The sequence below is a fragment of the Mucilaginibacter sp. genome, from assembly GCF_025359345.1.
Lineage (GTDB): Bacteria > Bacteroidota > Bacteroidia > Sphingobacteriales > Sphingobacteriaceae > Mucilaginibacter.
This window is the reverse complement of sequence record NZ_JANYGQ010000023.1, coordinates 57,792-76,470: the sequence shown is the minus strand read 5'-3', so window position 1 is coordinate 76,470 and position 18,679 is coordinate 57,792. Positions and strand designations below refer to the sequence as shown.

Genomic DNA, 18,679 nt, shown 5'->3' with positions numbered 1-18,679 from the left:
GAGGCGGTCGTGGTGCTTATCAAAACATTATCCCTTCATCAACGGGCGCAGCTAAAGCGGTTACTTTGGTATTGCCAGAGTTAAAAGGGAAATTAACGGGTATGTCATTCCGTGTTCCGGTTGCCGACGTTTCTGTGGTTGACTTAACTGTACGTTTAAAAAATGGTGCTTCTTACGAAACCATTAAAAAAGCAATGAGAGATGCGTCAGAAGGCGAACTTAAAGGTATTTTAGGTTATACTGAAGATGATGTGGTATCGGAAGATTTTAAAGGCGATGCACGCACTTCAATATTTGATGCGAAAGCAGGTATTGCTTTAAATGACAACTTTGTTAAGGTTGTATCTTGGTATGATAACGAATGGGGTTACTCAAACAAACTGATTGACCTTGTACAGGAATTAGGTAAAATATAATTTTGCCTTTGTTCAAAAAACAAAAAAGGCTGCCTGTCAAGGCGGCTTTTTTTGTTTTAGCTATTTTCAGTTCCCTCTTTTATGGCTTTCCTATTTACTAATGAGGTGGTTATGTCGAAAATAGGTAACTTAGTACTTAAGATAATGTATATACAAAACCAGAGCACATTAAACCAGGCAAATACATCCAAACAATATCGATACCAGCGCAGTCGTTAAAACAAAACACGTCTATCTTAATTTATACAATATGATATTATTTGCATTTGCAGGCAATATGGATGTTGGCAATTTTACCAAAATTGTTCCTTCTGCCAAAAAAATCGGTGTAGCCAGGCTGCCCGGGTATAATTTCATATTTAATAAAACGGCTGATGACCTGTCGTCGAAGGCAAACATCCTGCAATCTTCGGATCCGAACGATGCGGTTTGGGGCGTTCTGATTGAGCTTGCCGACAGCGAAAAATCAAACTTTTTAAATGCTATGCCCTGGGCCGGTGATTATATGCTTACTCACGTTACCTGTGTAACCGAAGCCGAAAAGATTTACGCTGCCGAAGCATTTGTCGCGCTGCCCCACGCCGTAAATACCCATTTATTGCCTTATGACTGGTATCACAAAAAAGTAATGCAAATGGCAAAAAAAGCGGGACTGCCCGATTATTATAGGGCTAAATTAACGCTGATGCCTTTTAAAATAGACCCGGATGAAGAACGCCGGCAGGAAGAATTGGAGAAATTAAAGTAACAGCAGTTACCCTATTCATCATCGACGCGCTTAATAAATTTGATCACGCCGTTCATAAACACCTTTTGATCATCCCACATAGCCAGATGACTGCCGTTGGGGCAATACAGATAGCTTCCTTTGGGTAATTGTGTACTCATCCATTTCATGTATTCGGGATCCATGGTGTCGTATTTGGCACCCACGGTGAGCGTGGGTACGGCAATATTCTTTAATTCCTTGCTAACATCCCATTTTATCAGCCTGCCACCTGTTTTAAATTCGCTGGGCCCCTGCATCATTACATAAATCTGCTCATTTACGTGTTTAAAGGCCCGCAATACGGGATCAGGCCATTCGGGCAGGCGGCACAGGTGTTTGTTATAATATTCGGAAAATACCAGCGCCTGGTAGACTGAATCTTTATACATGCCCTTGTTCTCAAAAGCAGTTAATGAATCAACCAGCGACTTCCGCATCTGGGTACGCAGCGTGCCATTATATTTTTCATAAGCCGGCATGCTGGCCATCATGTTGCAAATTATCAATCCTTTTAAATTCTTTTGATATTTAAGCGCATACTGCATAGCCAAAATCCCACCCCACGAATTGCCGAGCAGGTAAAAATTGGTGCTATCCATATCTAACGCTTTGCGAACCTGCTCTACTTCTTCAACAAATCGGGGTGTTGTCCACAGGCTGCTGTCGCGGGGCTGGTCGCTGTAATACGAACCAAGCTGATCGTATTCAACCATTTCAAAGCCCTCTTTTGGGAAAAAGCTTTCAAAGCATTCCATATATTCATGCGTCAATGCCGGACCGCCATGCAGCAGCAATATTTTTATGCGCGGATTATTGCCAAAGCGTTTGGTCCACACCTTGAATTTGCCAACAGGCGTTTGTACACTAACCATTTTAATACCGGCAACCTGTACGCCGGTATCAACCGGTGCAAAATATGACTTAACAGTATAATTGCCGGTCTGCGTGCAGGATGTAAAAGCCAGCGCGATACAGGTAATAAACAGGTATAAAAGCTTTTTCATTTGTGATAAATCAAAGTCCTAATATAAAGAGTTTTAGCGTGATAATTGGATATGACAAAAATCATGAATGTATCTTCCTTGTAAGATTTGACGACTTCCAAAAAGTTGTCAAATCTATTTGCTTATACTGGTTTTGTGTTACTTTTTTGTTAAATTTAGTACATTGATTTTAACACGTTAAATCCCCGCGATGTATGAAATTTAAGGCTCCCGGCATCCTTATTATCCTGCTTTTTATTACAGACGGGCTTTCGGCTCAAAAATTTGATATCCCGGCAAAAATATACCTGCACAATTACAACCCGGCAACCTTAATATGGCTGGCTAAACCCGCTGCCAAATGGAGCGATGCGCTGCCTGTTGGCAATGGCCGCCTTGGCGCTATGGTCTATGGTGGCACTAACGAAGAAACCATTCAGCTAAACGAGGATACTTACTGGACAGGTGGCCCCTACTCTTCGGTGGTAAAAGGTGGCTCTAAGTATTTACCCGAAGTCCGGGACCTTGTTTTTAAGGGAAAACTTCGCGAGGCGCAAACCTTGTTCGGTCGCAAATTGATGGGATATCCCGTTGAGCAGCAGAAATACCAGAGTTTGGGTAACCTTGTGTTATCGTTTAAGGAGACTGGCGCTATTAGTAACTATAAACGCTGGCTCGATTTGGAAACTGGTATGACAGGCGTTGAGTATGAAAGCAATAATATAATCTATCACCGCGAAGTATTTTCGTCGGCGCCGGGGCAGGTTATAGCTGTCAGGTTAACTGCAAGCAAACCGGGCAGCATCTCGTTTACAGCCAATTTACGGGGCGTACGCAACCAGCAACACTCCGATTACGCAACCGACTATTTTAAGATGGATGGTCTTGGCGACAACTCACTAGTACTGACGGGGAAATCCGCAGATTATTTGGGGGTACCCGGCAAATTAAGATACGAAGCCAAGCTAAAAGCAGTACCCGAAGGCGGAACAATTAAAACCAACGGAGCAGATTTGATTGTTGAAAATGCCGATGCCATAACCTTGTATATTGTTGCGGCCACTAATTTTGTAAACTACAAAGATGTAAGCGCCGACGAGCACAAACGGGTTAACAATTATTTTAAGGCTATTGAAAGCAAAACCTATAACGATATAAAGGCCAATCACCTTGCCGATTATTATAAGCTATTTAACCGGGTAAGCCTGCAACTGCCGTCGACCCCAAACTCGTGGTTGCCAACAGACGAGCGTTTGCAGGAGAGCCGGGTAACTGCGTTTGACCCGCAACTGGCAGCGCTGGCCTACCAGTTTGGTCGGTACCTATTATTGTCGTCGTCGCGGCCGGGCACCCAGGCTGCTAACCTGCAGGGCATCTGGAACAACGATATGAACCCCATGTGGGATTCGAAATATACCACCAATATTAACCTGCAAATGAATTACTGGCCCGTTGAATCGGCAAACCTGTCGGAATGTGCAGAGCCGCTGATTAGTTTTATGAAAAACATTACCGATCAGGGTGCACAGGTGGCTAAAGAGAACTATAATGCCCGTGGCTGGGTACTGCATCAAAATACTGATTTATGGATGGTGGCGGCCCCGATGGATGGCCCAACCTGGGGTACATTTACAACCGGCGGCGCATGGCTGTGCGATGCCCTGTGGGACCATTACCAATACACCGGCGACAAACAATACTTACAGGATATTTACCCGGTTATAAAAGGCTCAGTAGATTTTTTTATGGATTATTTAGTGGCCGATCCCGAAAAAAAGTGGCTGGTTACCAATCCGTCATCATCGCCGGAGAACTTTACGGGGAACGCCGGCAACGGACCTTATTTTGATGAAACAACCGGCAGCATGGTGCCCGGCACCACAATTTGTGCGGGTTCATCGATAGATATGCAAATTATTACCGATTTGTTTACCAATTATGCGAAAGCGGCAGCGGCATTAGGCAAAGATGCCGATTATATTACCAAAGTTACCGCTGCCAAAAACCGACTTCGACCACAGGTTATTGGTAAAGATGGCGCCTTACAGGAGTGGACAGAAGACTGGCCGCAGTTGGAACAACAGCACAGGCATGTTTCACCTTTGTATGGCCTCTATCCGGGCAATGTATTTTCGGTAAAAAACACACCGGATTTTATTGATGCTATTAAATCAGTACTTGACAAAAGAGGCGATGGCACCAGCGGGTGGTCGAGGACATGGAAGACAGCCCTGTGGGCAAGGCTTGGTGATGGTGACCGGGCCAACGATATATTAAAAGGTTATTTTAAAGAGGAAGCTTTCCCCCAGCTTTTTGCCAAATGCAGCGGCGCCATGCAGGTTGACGGCTCTATGGGGATGACTGCCGCCATCAGCGAAATGCTGGTACAATCAAACAATGGCGTTATCGATATTCTACCCGCCCTGCCAAGCGAATGGAGCGTTGGCGAGTTTAAAGGCGTTTGCACAACCGGCGCATTTGAACTTGATATTAAATGGCAACGCAACAACCCTACATCCATAACCATCTTATCCAGGCAAGGCAACGTATGTCACCTCAGTTCGGCAGTTAAATTCAACATCAAATCAAACGGTAAAAAAATTAAAGCAGAGGCATTAAAGGATGGTTCGATACAATTCCCTACAGTTGCCGGCGACGTTTATGAATTGACAGGTATAAATTGAGATTTCTTTTTTTGTAGAGACGCAATACTTGCGTCTCTAACCATACCAGAAGGATACCCTTCCGCGGGAGACGCAAGTATTGCGTCTCTACGACAATTACATCAATTCACTATCCTTCTTTTCGTGATACGTTTTGTACGCCAGGTAATAGAAGAAAATTGACATAATAGCATTCAGCCCTAAGCGACTATAAGTCAGGGCAGGGTAAGTGGTAACGGCCTGGTATATTACAAGACCCAGCGCGAGCGTTCCCGCAATTATATAAAGCACAAGGAATTTGGGATTCATAATTTAAAGTTACACATTAAAACCCGTATGCTACTATTATGTTTTAGCCAGCCAATTCAAAAGGGCTATAAAACAAATGGCTTCCAACTAACATATTTTAAATGTTGATTGAAAGCCGTAGCTATAAATTAATTAGGATTTCTTAGTAGGATTTTACTCTCGCTTGTTTCCCACGTGCTTTTTCAGCATCGGGGTAGGTTTTATATGCCAGGTAAAAGAAAATCATATCAGGGATTGCTATCAGCAGCACACGGCCGGGGTCGATATCGCGGTAGCCAATAAATGAATCGCAGCCCAGGAAAAATAGTCCTGCGAAGGCTATCATTAAGTACAGGTAACTATATTTGGGGTTCATGGCGCACGGTTTATTGGTACGATTTTACTTTACTTGTTTTCATTTGCACCGGCTCATCGGCAGGATAAGTGCGGTAAGCAAGGAAAAAGAAAACCAAATCAGGGAATGCTATTAACAGTACGCGCAGAGGGTTAATGTCCGGGTAAGTCGTAAAAGCATCGTAACCAAGAAACAAAAATCCAGCAAAGCCTATCAAAAGGAACAACGAGCGATATTTTGGGTTCATAATATGGATTGAACGTTTAAGAGATTCAATGTCATTATTACGTTGCACCTTTATAAAAGGTTCTGTTTAAACCAATTATATCGCCAATTTTTGCTGCTATTTTTTCAATTCGTACTTTGGAGGCACTACAGCGGCTTTTTTAAATATTACGGCGGCCAGTGGCGGTACAGTTATGGTAATTGAATGCTCGCGGCCATGCCAGCCAATAACCTCTGTAGTCATCGGTGCACCGTTTTCAACGCCACTACCCCAGTAGGCCCTGGCATCCGAGTTAAATATTTCCGTCCACTTACCTTTTGATGGCATGCCTATGCGGAAGCTATGGTGCGTAATTGGCGTCATGTTCAACACAACAACCAAATCGTTTTCAACATCGTGCCCCTTGCGGTTGTAAATCAGTATCGAGTCGTGCGAATTACCGCCGTCAACCCATTCAAAGCTACTCCACTCAAAGCCTTTTTCGTATAGTGCAGGCTCATCCCGGTATAAGTGGTTTAAGGCTTTAACAGTTTCTTTTATGCCCTGATGATTTGGATATTCCAGCAGGTACCAGTCTAACGAATTTTGGAAGTTCCATTCAGTTCCCTGCCCAAATTCGGCCCCCATAAACAGCAACTTGGTGCCGGGATGGGTAAACATATAAGCGTAAAGCAGGCGCAGGTTTGCAAACTGCTGCCATTCGTCGCCCGGCATTTTGCGCAGCATCGAGCCTTTGCCGTATACTACCTCATCGTGCGAGAAAGGGAGCATAAAATTCTCAGTAAAGGCATATATCAGGCTAAAAGTAATCTGGTTATGATGATACTTGCGGTACAGCGGGTCGGTTTGAAAATATTTAATGGAATCGTGCATCCAGCCCATCATCCATTTCATTCCAAATCCCAAACCACCTGTATAAACCGGGCGACTTACGCCTGTGAACGAAGTCGACTCCTCCGCAATAGTTTGCGTATCGGGGAACATGCTGTAAACAGCCTCGTTAAATTCTTTTAAAAACGAAATAGCTTCCAGGTTTTCGTTACCACCGTAGATATTGGTTTCCCATTCACCATGGTTGCGCGAGTAATCGAGATACAGCATTGATGCCACGGCATCAACCCGCAGGCCATCCGCATGATACCTCTCTAACCAAAAAATGGCGTTGCTTATTAAAAAAGCACGCACTTCATTACGGCCATAGTTAAATATGTACGATTTCCAATCCGGGTGAAACCCTTTGCGCGGGTCGGCGTGCTCATAAAGGTGGGTTCCGTCGAATTTGTACAGTGCATGTATATCGCCCGGGAAATGCGATGGAACCCAATCCAATATAACCCCTATCCCAGCAATGTGCAGTTGTTCAATCAAATACATCAATTGCTGCGGCGTTCCATAGCGCGACGATGCAGCAAAAAACCCGGTTATCTGGTAGCCCCAGCTTGGGTAGTACGGATGCTCCATAATCGGCATAAACTCTACATGAGTAAAGCCCATTTCTTTTATGTAGGGCACCAGTTTATCGGCTAGCTGGTCGTAGGTTAAAAATTCATCGCCGCTTTCCATGCTACGTGCCCACGAGCCTATGTGCATTTCATAAACCGAGTATGGCCTGTTTAGTCCATTATGGTCTTTACGGGTAGCCATCCAGCCCAAGTCGTTCCACTCGTAAAAAGTATCGGCGACTATTGAGGCAGTTTTTGGGGCAACTTCCCAGCGCAGTGCAAAGGGGTCGCTTTTTTCCAAATCCTCGCCGGTTGATGAGGTGATGTAATATTTGTAAGTTTCGCCAACGCCAACATTCGGTATAAAACCTTCCCAAATGCCCGAGCCATCCCAGCGCACATACAACGGATGTGAGCCACGGTCCCAGCCATTGAAATTAGCAATAAGAGACACGTACTGGGCATTTGGCGCCCAAACAGCAAAGTAAGTACCCACAACCCCGTTAAACTCCACAACGTGCGAACCAAACTTTTCGTACAACTTATAATGCTTGCCCGATTTAAACAAGGAGATATCAAAATCGGTAAAACGGCTATACACCTCGACAGATTTTAACACAGGCGCCGCAGTGTCTGCAACCACAGCTGTTTTTGCCGCTGCTTTTGGTTTGGCTGCGGCAGGTTTTGCTGCTGCTTTAGCTTTCGGCGCCGGCTTTGCAGTTTCCTTAGCCGCAGGTGTAGCTTTGGTTGCTGCAGTTTTTTTTATTGATGCGGGTTTAGCAGCAGGTGTTACAGGTTCTGTTGTGTCGTGTTTTTTTGCCATAGTATAGGGAGGCCATGATAGCCGTCAGATTTATATTATTGAGGTAGTTAATTGGTTAATTCAAATATAGTGATTAGCGATTAGAGATTAGAGATTAGTTGAAGTAAAAAATGCGGAAGCCGAAATAACACGGTACCAGTCCGCATTTGACATTTCGAATCCCGCATTTAAACTAAACTCTAATCTCCAGCCTCTAATCTTTATTTAACAATCTCTATCTGCTTAAAGTTTTTGGTGAATTTAAACTCAACGCATTTGTTATCGTCAATGCTGTAAGGCACATCTTTTCCGTCGGCTAATATTTTTGAAGGCGCAAATGGCAGACCAATGATGTTGAAGTGATAGCTTTCGTAACGCGGTGTATAAAGTCCTTCCATTGATTGTTGGATGGTAAACAAGGAGCTTTTACCTGTCACCACAAATTTTTTCTCTAAGTATATATCCTGCTCATAGGCAAAGGTTTCGCCGTAATCTTCAAATAAAAACGAGTTAACCTCGTAATTGCTGAAATAGATATTCAGTTTTACTTCCTCAATTTCCTTTTCGCCAACATATTGCATTACAGGGTATTCAGGGATAACCGAACCGGCCTTTACAAAGATCGGGATAGTTTCGAGCGGGGTTGGCACGACAACTTCCTTGCCACCATCAACCAGTTCATATGTCCAGAAGTTGTACCATTTGCCCTTGGGCAGGTAAACCTTGCGGGCCTGCTGACCTGGCTCCAGTACCGGGCAAACCAAAATTTTGTCGCCATAAGTAAATTCATCCTGGCGGAAGTGGTTGCTTATTTCCTCCTGCTCCTGCATCACTATTGACCTTAAGATCGGAAAGCCGTAACGGTGGTGCTCCCAAAATGTGGAATATAAATATGGCAGCAGGCGGTAACGCAGCTCAATAAATTTTCGGTTAATAGCAGTGTATGGCGCTCCAAAGCTCCATGGCTCGCGCTCCTTGGTATCACCCGCCGAGTGCGCCCGCATGAACGGAGAAAATGTACCCATCTGTATCCAGCGGGTAAACAGTTCACCATCAGGCTCACCGCTAAATCCGCCAATATCGGTACCGCAGAATGAGATGCCTGATGTAGACAAGCGCTGCATCTGGATGTTACCCAGTTTTAGGTGCTCCCAAGACGCCACATTGTCACCGGTCCAAACCGACGAGTAACGTTGCACACCTGAGTAGCCGGCCCTTGTTATAGTAAACGGGCGCTTATTTTTCATCAGCTTGCGCAAACCTTCGTAGGTTGCCCGCACCATTTGCATACCGTAAACATTGTGCGCCTTGCGGTGCGATCCACGGAAGCCATCATACTGGTGACGAACATCATCAGGGAAAGTACCAGCACCAAACACGGCCGGCTCGTTCATATCATTCCAAACACCTGCTACGCCCAGTTGCACCAACTCATCGAACAAACCGCCCCACCATTCCCGTACCTCCGGGTTGGTATAATCAGGAAACTGGCAACGGCCTGGCCAAACATGCCCCTCCATAAAGTAATCGTCGCAACGGCGACAGAAATACCTGTTCTCTTTTCCCTCTTTAAATACCGAATAATTATCGTCTACACGGATGCCCGGATCAATAATCACCACCGTTTTAAAACCATCGGCAGCGAGTTCCTTAATCATTTTTTTAGGATCGGGAAAATACTTACGGTTCCAGGTAAAGCAGCGGTACCCGTCCATATAATCAATGTCGAGGTAAATACCATCGCATGGGATTTTATTTTCGCGGAAACCATTGGCAATCTTTTTAACCTTTGCCTCAGGATAATAACTCCAGCGGCATTGGTGGTAGCCCAGCGCCCAAAGCGGCGGCATAGGGTGCGTACCGGTTAAATAATGGTAGCTTTTCACCACATCCATCATATGCGGACCGTGGATATAATAATATTGAAGTTCGCCGCCATCAGCCCAAAAACTTGTTTTGGTAGCATCTTCAGCGCCGAAGTCGAAATGGGCTTTAAATGTATTGTCAAAGAAAATACCGTGTGCGATACCCTCGTTTACGCTGATGTAAAAAGGGATGCTGCGGTAAAGCGGATCCTGGTTCCATGCAAACGAGTAAGCATCGGTGTTCCAGTTTTTCAGACGTTTGCCGCGCAGGTTAAGTTCGGTAGGTTTATCACCCAGGCCGAAGAAACTTTCCTGCTCGGCGCAGGTTTTAGTACAATAAACATAGTACCCCCCAAATTGCACATTCTCTTCCCAATGCATCGGCACAGCATCAGAACTGGTTATGTGGCCCTGGTTGTCTGAAAATGATATAAAAAAGTCTTCTTTACGTATATGGCAGGTTACAAGGCTTGTTGAAACCCGGAATTCGGTGGCGTCTTCATGTAGGGCAAAAACAATGGCTTTTTGCTCCAGTTTTGGTACCGCGTATGAAAATTCTTCTAAAAAAACGCCGTGAGGCGCCAGCCTTACCCTTATAATTTCGTCGCTTACAACAGTAACTTCAACTTTTGCATCACTGTCGCTAAAATAAAACTTATTACCCTGCTGATCGGCATGGGTGGGCACACCAAGATATTTTTTGATGATGGGTTTAATGCCATCGGCAGGATTATTAAGGTGATGAAACTCCTCTTCCTCTTCTTCAATTAATCTGGTAGCTAACAGCTCCTGGTTCAGTATATTTTCTTCCATTAAAAATTTTTAGTCTCTATCCCTCAAATATGTACAATGTGTTAGTTGTACGCAATATACAATTATACGTTTTTTTATAAAACCATTAACCGTGCCAATTATAGTTTTTTAGGCTTTGAGTATATTTTTACGAATTTGATAATTTTTAAGTTGGTTAAATTGTGGATTTTCCCCTAATCTGTTTAACTGCGAAGCCTTCTTGAACGCCGATTAAAAATGAACTCCAGTTGTGAAAAATCCCGGTTCAGAAATGGCGTAAGGTAGCCCAACGCATCAAACATCGCGTAAAAACACGGGGAAAATTCAGTGTTTATACGCCATCATTTTTTAATATCGTGAAATACCTTTGAGTATTGATTATAAATTGACACCTAACCAAAGTCATAACCTTAAGCTCTATTTTAAGAAATCAAAATTCAACTTAGGGTCATCTACCTGAAAATAAACCGACTTCAAAAAAAATTAATAACGGAGCAAAAGCTGAAAATCCTTTTTGCAATTGTCTGCAGCAAAACAAATAAAAGAGTAAGCTTCCAGTTGGCCGAAAATGGAAAATAGAGTAGGCGAAAAACATTAAAAAACATCACCATGCCAAGCGCAATTTACCAGTATGTGTATTACGAGCCGCTAAATGTTGGCGGCCCCGAAACCAGGCAGAACAGAAACCCTGCCACATCATCAAAATACCTGCCCGTACCCGGACTTTTGGTACCATCTACCAATGTACTGGCTACCGGCAGCACGTTCACTCCTGATATTCCCCCGGCCAGCCATACCTTTGCCGGGCATACCTATAATTTTGGTTTTATGAATGTTTCAGGCTGCGTTGGCGCCGGCGAAACATCAACCGACATTGCTCACCTGCCAGGCTCAGCCCCGCTTGCCCCGCTGGTTGTAGGTAACACGGTTATCAATATATTAGTAGTGTACATTGTTCATGGAGGCGGCGGCATCCCAGGAGGCGGTCCGGGCATTTACCTCGATGCCTTTAATGAAACAACAGGCGCTTTCCTTGATAACTTTTTTGTTACCAGCATAGCGCCTGATAATTCTTTAACTTCAAACGTTAACGTTTACGGTTCCTTACCTGTTGAACCACATGCGGAAACGCTTGTAGCTGCCGGCCATCCGATTAACACACCTATGGTTGTAAACAGCACAGCGGTTTTTGATAAATGGGTAAAGCTGGAAGGCCCGGCGGGCAATCCGGTAATAAGCGGCAGTAGCCTCAACTTAGGCGTAAACGCGTCAACCCCTTCGGATATAGCTGCGTTTGCATTTTACAAAGACCGTGCATCCGTGTATATCACCGGCGGCTATGAGAGCCCTGACATCCTGTTATTTACACCATTCAGCTCCAGCGCGCTGGGTACACTTTTGCCAATCGGAAGTTCTTCTGTCGTATCCGGTGTACACTATGGGTTTGCTGCGGTAGTACATAATGATTCAGCTTACGAGGTAAGCACCAAAGTAACGTTCTGGAACATCCCCGGCGGCGTTGGCACATCGGGTGCAATGCTTGATACGCAAACCGTTATTATTCCTGCTGCCAGTTCCGCAACTGTTATATCGTCATTGCCATTTATTAATGCAGGCGGCCATACCTGTGCGGTGGTCAGTATTGATACGGACGATTCACCGTGTCAGTTCGATCCAACCTCATCAGCCGATTCGGTTAACATACCGAACCCGCTGCCTGTTGGTCACAACTGTTCGGCATGGAGAAACACCAACACAATTAGTGTAAGCCCTGGTGCTGAGTGGAATTTCGAAATTGCTTTGGGCGATATCCAACATTACGGAGAAGCGCAGATTGGGATCCAATTCAACGTGCAACATGCAGCTGCTGATTTTGCACGCAATGAAAAAGCCTTTGAAGTAATTAAGGAACACCGGCGCATTTATTCTAAAACGCCGCCTTACCTCATCCCGGTACTCAGGAAAAAACTGCCTTCGGCCGACCTAAAACCTGTAGTTAAGCTGGTTTCGAGGGGCGAAATAGAAGACAGGAAGGGGGAAGGCTATTTATTGAGGTTCGCTGACAAGACTGCAACCGGCTTTAAAGTTTCGGGTGTAGTACCTGCAAATGCCAAAGCCGGAGATACTTTCCTTGTTCAGTTAACTGCTCATTATCCAAAAACAGGGCGCGTTCCTGCGAAGTCTATTGGCTTCCTCCAGATACTGGTTGTGAAAGATAATTTGCGGGTAAAAGGTAAATAAGTAAAATCCGGTTCAGCCTGTTCGAAGTATTCATTCGCAATACTAAGGGTTGAAATTGTTCAAATCCTGAATATAAGGGTTTCATTCCGTTGAGGTTTGAAACCCTTTTTTATATTTTGGCGAGGGCGTAAAATCGAAAGTGCAAATATTTAGGCGGTTTCAATAATCTGTATATCCCTTCCATCCTCAACCCGCAGCACCGATAACGCGGCCAAAAACATAAATACCCCTGCTATAACCAATGCATAAATTGCGTGGCCGTTGTAAAAATGCTTTACTATCGGGCCACCTATTATACCGTTAACAATTTGCGGGAAGGTGATAAAAAAGTTGAATATCCCCATGTACACGCCGATCTTCTCGGCTGGGATAGAGCTGGAAAGGATTGCATAAGGCATTGCCAAAATACTGCCCCAAGCCAGGCCGATACCTATCATCGGTAAAATAAGCAGATAATCGTTTTGAATAAAAAAGATTGATATCAAACCGATACCACCCATGGTTAACGAGAAAGCGTGTGTTTTTTTACGGCTTGTTTTGCGTACTATCCGCGGCAGCAACAACGCATATATGGCCGACGTAGCATTGTAAATACCAAACAACACCCCTACCCAGTTACCGGCGTTGTTATAGGCAACGGACGATGTATCGCCGGCAGGGATATGGTAAACGTGATCGGCAATAGCTGGTGTCGTAAACACCCACATGGAAAACAAGGCAAACCAGGAGAAAAACTGAACTACGCCCAATTGCTTCATTGTTTTGGGCATATTGGCCAAATCGGATATAATCTCGGCTATGCCGCCTTTTTTCACAGTATCTTTTGGTTCGGGCTCATGAAATTTTGCATATTCTTCGGGTGGGTACTCTTTGGTTTTAACTACCGTCCATACAATACTGGCTATTAAGACAAGCCCGCCAACATAAAACGAGAACAACAGGTTATCAGGCACATGCCCCGGCGCAGCAGTTTTAGCAATACCCAGCCAGTTGGCAAAAACATAAGGCAGCCATGACCCAATAACAGCACCTACACCTATCAAACAGGTTTGCATTGAAAAGCCTGAATCATGCTGGCTATCGGGTAAATTATCAGCAACCAATGCGCGGAAAGGTTCCATCGCAACGTTAAACGATGCATCCATTATCATCAGCATACCTGCACCCACCACAATCGGCGGAATGATAGCAGCCAGCATAGACGAATTCGGCATAAAAAATAAGGCGAGACCGGACAGAATGGCACCGGTTAAAAAGTACGGACGACGGCGGCCAAGACGGTTCCAGGTTCTATCGCTGTAATGACCGATGATCGGTTGCACGATCATGCCCGTAATAGGCGCGGCCAGCCAAAACCACGACAAATGCTCCACATCGGCGCCGAAGGTTTGCAGTATGCGGCTGGCGTTCCCGGTTTGCAGGGCAAAACCAAACTGAATACCCAAAAAGCCGAAGCTCATGTTAAAGATCTGCCAAAAACTCATTTTCGGTTTTTGCAAAATGCCGCGTGTTGCCATATTATTTGTCATTGGTCATTAAGTCATTGGTCATTTGTAGCACGATTAAAGGATTATGTGGATATAGGCTTCAGTTATAATTTCTCAATCCTTTAAATCGCTTAAATCCATTAATCCCGGTCAGAATTCCAGCAGCATCCCGCTTGCGGCAGGAAGCTTAATTGTTACTCCATCATTTATGTCGTGGCTGAAAAATTTTGCCCCGCTTAAAATATCGGTAAATTCCACCGAAGTGTTTATCTGCAGCTTATGTTGCAGATCACCGGGGAGTTTTACAATAATGTTTTGTTCTGAACGGTTAAAATTGGCAATTACTAATATACGTTGTTTGGCGGTATACCGGGCAAAAATGTAAAGCTTTGTGTTAAAGCCCGGTTGGTGCTCATTGGCTACCATCAATTCATAAAAACTGCCTGAGTTTAACGCTTCATTATTATGCACGGCGTTCAGCAAATTGCTGTAAAAGCTGCGCAGGCTTTTTTGTTCTTCGGATAATTGTCCGCCATCGAATTTGCCGTTGTTAACCCACTTCTGATGTTCGGGCACTCCCCAATAGTCAAATATGCTGGTGCGACCGTCATCACCGCCAAAACCTTCTGCTCCGGCACCGGGTTCGCCAACTTCCTGGCCACTGTAAACCATAACGGGTCCGGTAGCTAAAGTTGCGGTAACCACCATGCCAGGCAATGCGCACCATGGGTTGCCGGCAAAATCGTGCGAGGCTATGCGCTGCTCGTCATGGTTTTCCATAAAGCGCAGCATATGTTCGTCGATGCCGTTGCTGTCGTTGTGCCAAACGTGGTTAATATCCCAGGTAGTGGCATTTGGTTGGTCGCACGTTAAGCGACGGATGGCCTCATAAAGGCCAACTTTATCATATAAGTAGTCGAACTTTCCGGTGTTGATATATTTGGTGTAAAGCGAGCTGTTATAAGCTTCGCCGATAAAAACCAGCGCGGGGTGTTCAGCTTTCAGCTTCGGTATTACCCAGCCCCAAAACTCGAAGGGCACCATTTCCACCATATCGCAACGGAAACCGTCCACACCTTTGGCTGCCCAAAAATGCAGGATATCGTACATCTTGTTCCAAAGCGGTGGTATTGGGTCGAAGTGTGGGGTACGGTTATTTTGGTAATCAACACCGTAATTTAGCTTCATGGTTTCAAACCAATCGTTTATTGAGGGAGAGGCCGAAAACACATCGTTGCCGGTTGCTTTTGCGGGATGCTCGTCAAATTTGCCATCTTTCAATGGACTTTTAAAATCATTGCCACCGGGGTTATATCCGCCCGGAACAACAAAGTGCTGGTTGGGCATATAGTAAAAATCGTTCTTAGCCCTAAAAGCTTGCGTGGTATCATCGTCCTGACCAAAATCCCTCACCCCTACCGGCTTCACATCCGAGCCATAGGTGCGGGCCACATGGTTGGGAACGCAATCCATAATTACTTTCAGACCATTTGCATGGGTGCGTTTTATCAGTGCCTCATATTCGCCCATGCGGTTTTTAACGTCGACAGCCAAATCAGGGTCGATATCGTAGTAATCTTTGATGGCATAAGGCGAGCCTGCACGGCCTTTTACAATGTCCGGGTCATCAGCCTTGATGCCGAAGGCGGAATAATCCGTCATGGTGGCATGTTCGATAACACCGGTAAACCAAACATGCGTAAAGCCCATCTTTTTTATTTCCTGCAGGGCCTTGTCGTTAATATCGTTCAGCTTACCAACCCCGTTTTCTACAATCGAGCCGTTCGGCTTGTTCACTGTTTTGGTGTTGCCAAACAAGCGGGGCAGCATTTGGTATATTATAAGTTTATTATTGGTCGACGATTGTTCCATTTTTTTTGTTTGCGCCGCATGCTTTATCTGCGAAATTGTGTTTAATGGCATCAATAATACCAAAATTACAGCTACAAAATTCGCGGGTCTAGCATTCAGCATAACTTTTATCATTTATGCCTCAACCAATAATTCGTCGTTTGCCTTTACTACCTGTTCTTTGTCGTGAATCAATACCGTAGTGGCACTACCTGAAAGGTTTTTTATCTGTACGCCTTCTTTGCTTACCTTAACGTTGAGCACTGCACCCCGGAAACCAATATGAAACGAAAATGATTTCCACTTGCCCGGCAAAAACGGCTGGAACGACAGCTTGCCATCCTTCACACGCATACCGCCAAAACCTTCAACTACAGCCATCCAGGTGCCTGCCATCGAGGTGATGTGGCAACCGTCTTCGGTATCGTTGTTGTAATCGTCCAAATCCAAACGGGCGGTGCGCAGGTAAAATTCGTAGGCACGTGCCTCGTCACCTAATTTCGCTGCTAAAATAGCGTGCACACAAGGCGATAACGACGATTCATGTACCGTACGCGGCTCATAGAAATCGAAATTGCGGCGGATGGTTTCCAAATCATAATCACCCTCAAAAAAGTAAATACCCTGCAAAACGTCGGCTTGCTTAATGTAGCATGAACGCAGTATCCTGTCCCAGCTCCATTTTTGGTTGATGGGCCGGTCAACTGCCGGCAGATCTTTTACCAGTATCTGTTCTTTATCCAAATAGCCGTCCTGCTGTAAAAACACCTGCTGCTTTTCGTCATAAGCGTAATACATTTTGGCAATGATGTCGGCAAAACGAGCAGTTTCTTCTTCCTCGTTGAAGCTGATTTTGCCAACGAGTGCAGCATATTTCTCCGGCTCGGCTGCCTTAACTTTTTCCACAACCTCCGTGGTATATTTCATGCACCACGTTGCCAGGGTACTTGTGTACCAGTTATTATTTACGTTGTTTTCGTACTCGTTTGGCCCGGTTACGCCCAGCATTACATATTGCTGCCGTTCGCCCGACCAGTTAACCCTTTGCGACCAAAACCTTGCGATAGCTATCAGCACTTCCAAGCCATAATCAACCAGGTAAGCTTCATCCGCGGTGTAGCGCACATAATTAAATATGGCATACGCGATGGCGCCGTTGCGGTGTATTTCTTCAAACGTTATTTCCCATTCGTTATGGCATTCGGTGCCATCCATGGTAACCATCGGGTATAGGGCCGCGCCGTTGGTAAAGCCAAGCAGTTTTGCATTATCAATGGCTTTGCCCAGTTGTTTGTAACGGTACAGCAACAGGTTTTTGGTTACTTTTTGGTCGGCTGTTGAGAGGTAAAAAGGCACACAATAAGCCTCGGTATCCCAATAGGTTGAGCCACCGTATTTTTCACCGGTAAATCCTTTGGGGCCAATGTTTAAGCGATCGTCCTCGCCGGTATAGGTTTGGTTAAGCTGGAAAATGTTAAAGCGGATGGCTTGCTGTGCAGAGGCATCGCCCTCGATAATGATATCGTTCATTTTCCATTTTCCGGCCCAGGCTTCGGCTTGCTCAGCCAGCATGGTATCAAAACCTTTATTGCTGGTAAGCGCTAACGTTTCCTTTAATTTAGCAGGTAAATCAGCCGCCGCATAATTTTGCGACGAAAGGTTTGCAGCGTATTTTATTATACTGATGCTTTGCCCTTCAGTTGCCTGAAGTTTAAATTTTGCAGCAATGTATTTTTCTTTTGTAACTGCCTGGGTATTTAGTTTTACAGCTTCATCGCCCTGGAACACCCTGATAAGCATACCTGTTGCTACTTCGAAACCTGTTTTTTTGGTGCGCAATTGGATAAAACCGCCGTCGTTCCAGCTTTCTTTTTTTATCTCGTCCCAGAACTTTTCGTCGTAGTTGGAATCTTTGTTGATTACATCACCATCGATGAAAGGGGTAATGGTTAAATGCCCGCTGAAGTTCTTTGGGGTGATGGTATATTTTATAGCACCGGCCTCGTCATCGGCCATGCTGCAGAAGCGGGTAGCCTCAACTTCAACAATTTTGCCACCGGCTGTTTTTGCAGTGAAGTTTCTTTTCAAATACCCCGCCTGCATGTTCAACTCGCGGCGGAATTGAAGCACTTCGCATTTTGCCAGATCCAAAGTTTCGCCATCTATGTTGATGTCGATACCTATCCAGTTGGCAGCGTTGAGCACTTTGGCAAAGTATTCTGGGTAGCCGTTTTTCCACCAGCCTACGCGGGTTTTATCGGGGTAATAAACACCTGCAACATAATTGCCCTGCAGCGTTTCGCCGCTATAGGCTTCCTCAAAGTTTGCCCGCTGGCCCATACGGCCATTGCCCAGGCTAAAAATACTCTCGGATATTTTATTATGATGCGGGTTAAAACCTTCTTCTATGATCTTCCACTCATCAACTGCAATGTAGTCCTTCATTCTTTATTGTAATAATATTCAGTTCTGTATTCTATTCTGTCATTGCGAGGAACG

General features: G+C 44.9%; 12 protein-coding genes and 1 pseudogene. 4 read left to right on the top strand and 9 right to left on the bottom strand.

Features of this window, described 5'->3' with window-relative positions:
- Together Q0R52_RS15185 and Q0R52_RS15180 are read left to right on the top strand one after the other, a co-directional pair.
- Positions 1–416 (top strand): annotated as a pseudogene (locus Q0R52_RS15185) (type I glyceraldehyde-3-phosphate dehydrogenase); the annotation flags it as partial.
- Between the two features lie 250 nt (positions 417–666).
- Complete coding sequence (locus Q0R52_RS15180; RefSeq protein WP_295795750.1) at positions 667–1,164, top strand: gamma-glutamylcyclotransferase family protein; 498 nt, start codon at positions 667–669, stop codon at positions 1,162–1,164.
- A gap of 11 nt (positions 1,165–1,175) precedes the next feature.
- Here Q0R52_RS15180 and Q0R52_RS15175 read toward each other — a convergent pair whose 3' ends face one another.
- Complete coding sequence (locus Q0R52_RS15175) at positions 1,176–2,189, bottom strand: proline iminopeptidase-family hydrolase (protein ID WP_295795748.1); 1,014 nt, start codon at positions 2,187–2,189, stop codon at positions 1,176–1,178.
- Between the two features lie 194 nt (positions 2,190–2,383).
- Between Q0R52_RS15175 and Q0R52_RS15170 the strand changes: the two genes are divergently transcribed.
- A complete protein-coding gene (locus Q0R52_RS15170) occupies positions 2,384–4,852 on the top strand; it encodes a glycoside hydrolase N-terminal domain-containing protein (protein WP_295795747.1) in 2,469 nt (822 codons plus the stop codon).
- A 96-nt stretch (positions 4,853–4,948) separates the two neighbouring features.
- Here the strand turns inward: Q0R52_RS15170 and Q0R52_RS15165 are convergent, their stop codons facing one another.
- The 5 genes from Q0R52_RS15165 to Q0R52_RS15145 form a co-directional block, all read right to left on the bottom strand.
- The gene (locus Q0R52_RS15165; protein WP_252787694.1) at positions 4,949–5,140 is read right to left on the bottom strand and encodes a hypothetical protein; all 192 of its coding nucleotides are present in this window, start codon (positions 5,138–5,140) and stop codon (positions 4,949–4,951) included.
- Between the two features lie 142 nt (positions 5,141–5,282).
- Positions 5,283–5,495: a hypothetical protein gene (locus Q0R52_RS15160; protein ID WP_295795743.1), complete on the bottom strand. Its 213-nt coding sequence runs from the start codon at positions 5,493–5,495 to the stop codon at positions 5,283–5,285.
- Between the two features lie 10 nt (positions 5,496–5,505).
- The gene (locus Q0R52_RS15155; protein WP_252787696.1) at positions 5,506–5,721 is read right to left on the bottom strand and encodes a hypothetical protein; all 216 of its coding nucleotides are present in this window, start codon (positions 5,719–5,721) and stop codon (positions 5,506–5,508) included.
- A 96-nt stretch (positions 5,722–5,817) separates the two neighbouring features.
- Positions 5,818–7,761 carry a 1,4-alpha-glucan branching protein GlgB gene (gene glgB, locus Q0R52_RS15150; RefSeq protein WP_295795751.1) on the bottom strand — a complete coding sequence of 648 codons (1,944 nt, stop codon included), beginning with the start codon at positions 7,759–7,761 and terminating at the stop codon, positions 5,818–5,820.
- Between the two features lie 404 nt (positions 7,762–8,165).
- Positions 8,166–10,622, bottom strand: a complete 2,457-nt coding sequence (locus Q0R52_RS15145) for a glycoside hydrolase family 31 protein (RefSeq protein WP_295795740.1) — start codon at positions 10,620–10,622, stop codon at positions 8,166–8,168.
- A 588-nt stretch (positions 10,623–11,210) separates the two neighbouring features.
- On the opposite strand from Q0R52_RS15145, the gene Q0R52_RS15140 reads away from it, so the two are divergent.
- Positions 11,211–12,842, top strand: a complete 1,632-nt coding sequence (locus Q0R52_RS15140; RefSeq protein ID WP_295795739.1) for a hypothetical protein — start codon at positions 11,211–11,213, stop codon at positions 12,840–12,842.
- A gap of 149 nt (positions 12,843–12,991) precedes the next feature.
- Here Q0R52_RS15140 and Q0R52_RS15135 read toward each other — a convergent pair whose 3' ends face one another.
- From Q0R52_RS15135 to Q0R52_RS15125, 3 genes are all read right to left on the bottom strand, one after another.
- Complete coding sequence (locus tag Q0R52_RS15135; RefSeq protein WP_295795737.1) at positions 12,992–14,302, bottom strand: MFS transporter; 1,311 nt, start codon at positions 14,300–14,302, stop codon at positions 12,992–12,994.
- Between the two features lie 177 nt (positions 14,303–14,479).
- Entirely contained in the window at positions 14,480–16,303 is a 1,824-nt protein-coding gene (locus Q0R52_RS15130) for an alpha-amylase family glycosyl hydrolase (protein ID WP_295795735.1), read from the bottom strand.
- Positions 16,304–16,315: 12 nt separating this feature from the next.
- Positions 16,316–18,625: a glycoside hydrolase family 65 protein gene (locus tag Q0R52_RS15125; protein ID WP_295795733.1), complete on the bottom strand. Its 2,310-nt coding sequence runs from the start codon at positions 18,623–18,625 to the stop codon at positions 16,316–16,318.
- Positions 18,626–18,679 lie beyond the last annotated feature (54 nt).

Coding starts and splice junctions, on each gene's coding strand:
- Q0R52_RS15180 (WP_295795750.1), top strand. CDS start 667: ATGATATTATTTGCATTTGCAGGCAATATGGATGTTGGCAATTTTACC.
- Q0R52_RS15175 (WP_295795748.1), bottom strand. CDS start 2,189: ATGAAAAAGCTTTTATACCTGTTTATTACCTGTATCGCGCTGGCTTTT.
- Q0R52_RS15170 (WP_295795747.1), top strand. CDS start 2,384: ATGAAATTTAAGGCTCCCGGCATCCTTATTATCCTGCTTTTTATTACA.
- Q0R52_RS15165 (WP_252787694.1), bottom strand. CDS start 5,140: ATGAATCCCAAATTCCTTGTGCTTTATATAATTGCGGGAACGCTCGCG.
- Q0R52_RS15160 (WP_295795743.1), bottom strand. CDS start 5,495: ATGAACCCCAAATATAGTTACCTGTACTTAATGATAGCCTTCGCAGGA.
- Q0R52_RS15155 (WP_252787696.1), bottom strand. CDS start 5,721: ATGAACCCAAAATATCGCTCGTTGTTCCTTTTGATAGGCTTTGCTGGA.
- Q0R52_RS15145 (WP_295795740.1), bottom strand. CDS start 10,622: ATGGAAGAAAATATACTGAACCAGGAGCTGTTAGCTACCAGATTAATT.
- Q0R52_RS15140 (WP_295795739.1), top strand. CDS start 11,211: ATGCCAAGCGCAATTTACCAGTATGTGTATTACGAGCCGCTAAATGTT.
- Q0R52_RS15135 (WP_295795737.1), bottom strand. CDS start 14,302: ATGAGCTTCGGCTTTTTGGGTATTCAGTTTGGTTTTGCCCTGCAAACC.
- Q0R52_RS15130 (WP_295795735.1), bottom strand. CDS start 16,303: ATGCTGAATGCTAGACCCGCGAATTTTGTAGCTGTAATTTTGGTATTA.
- Q0R52_RS15125 (WP_295795733.1), bottom strand. CDS start 18,625: ATGAAGGACTACATTGCAGTTGATGAGTGGAAGATCATAGAAGAAGGT.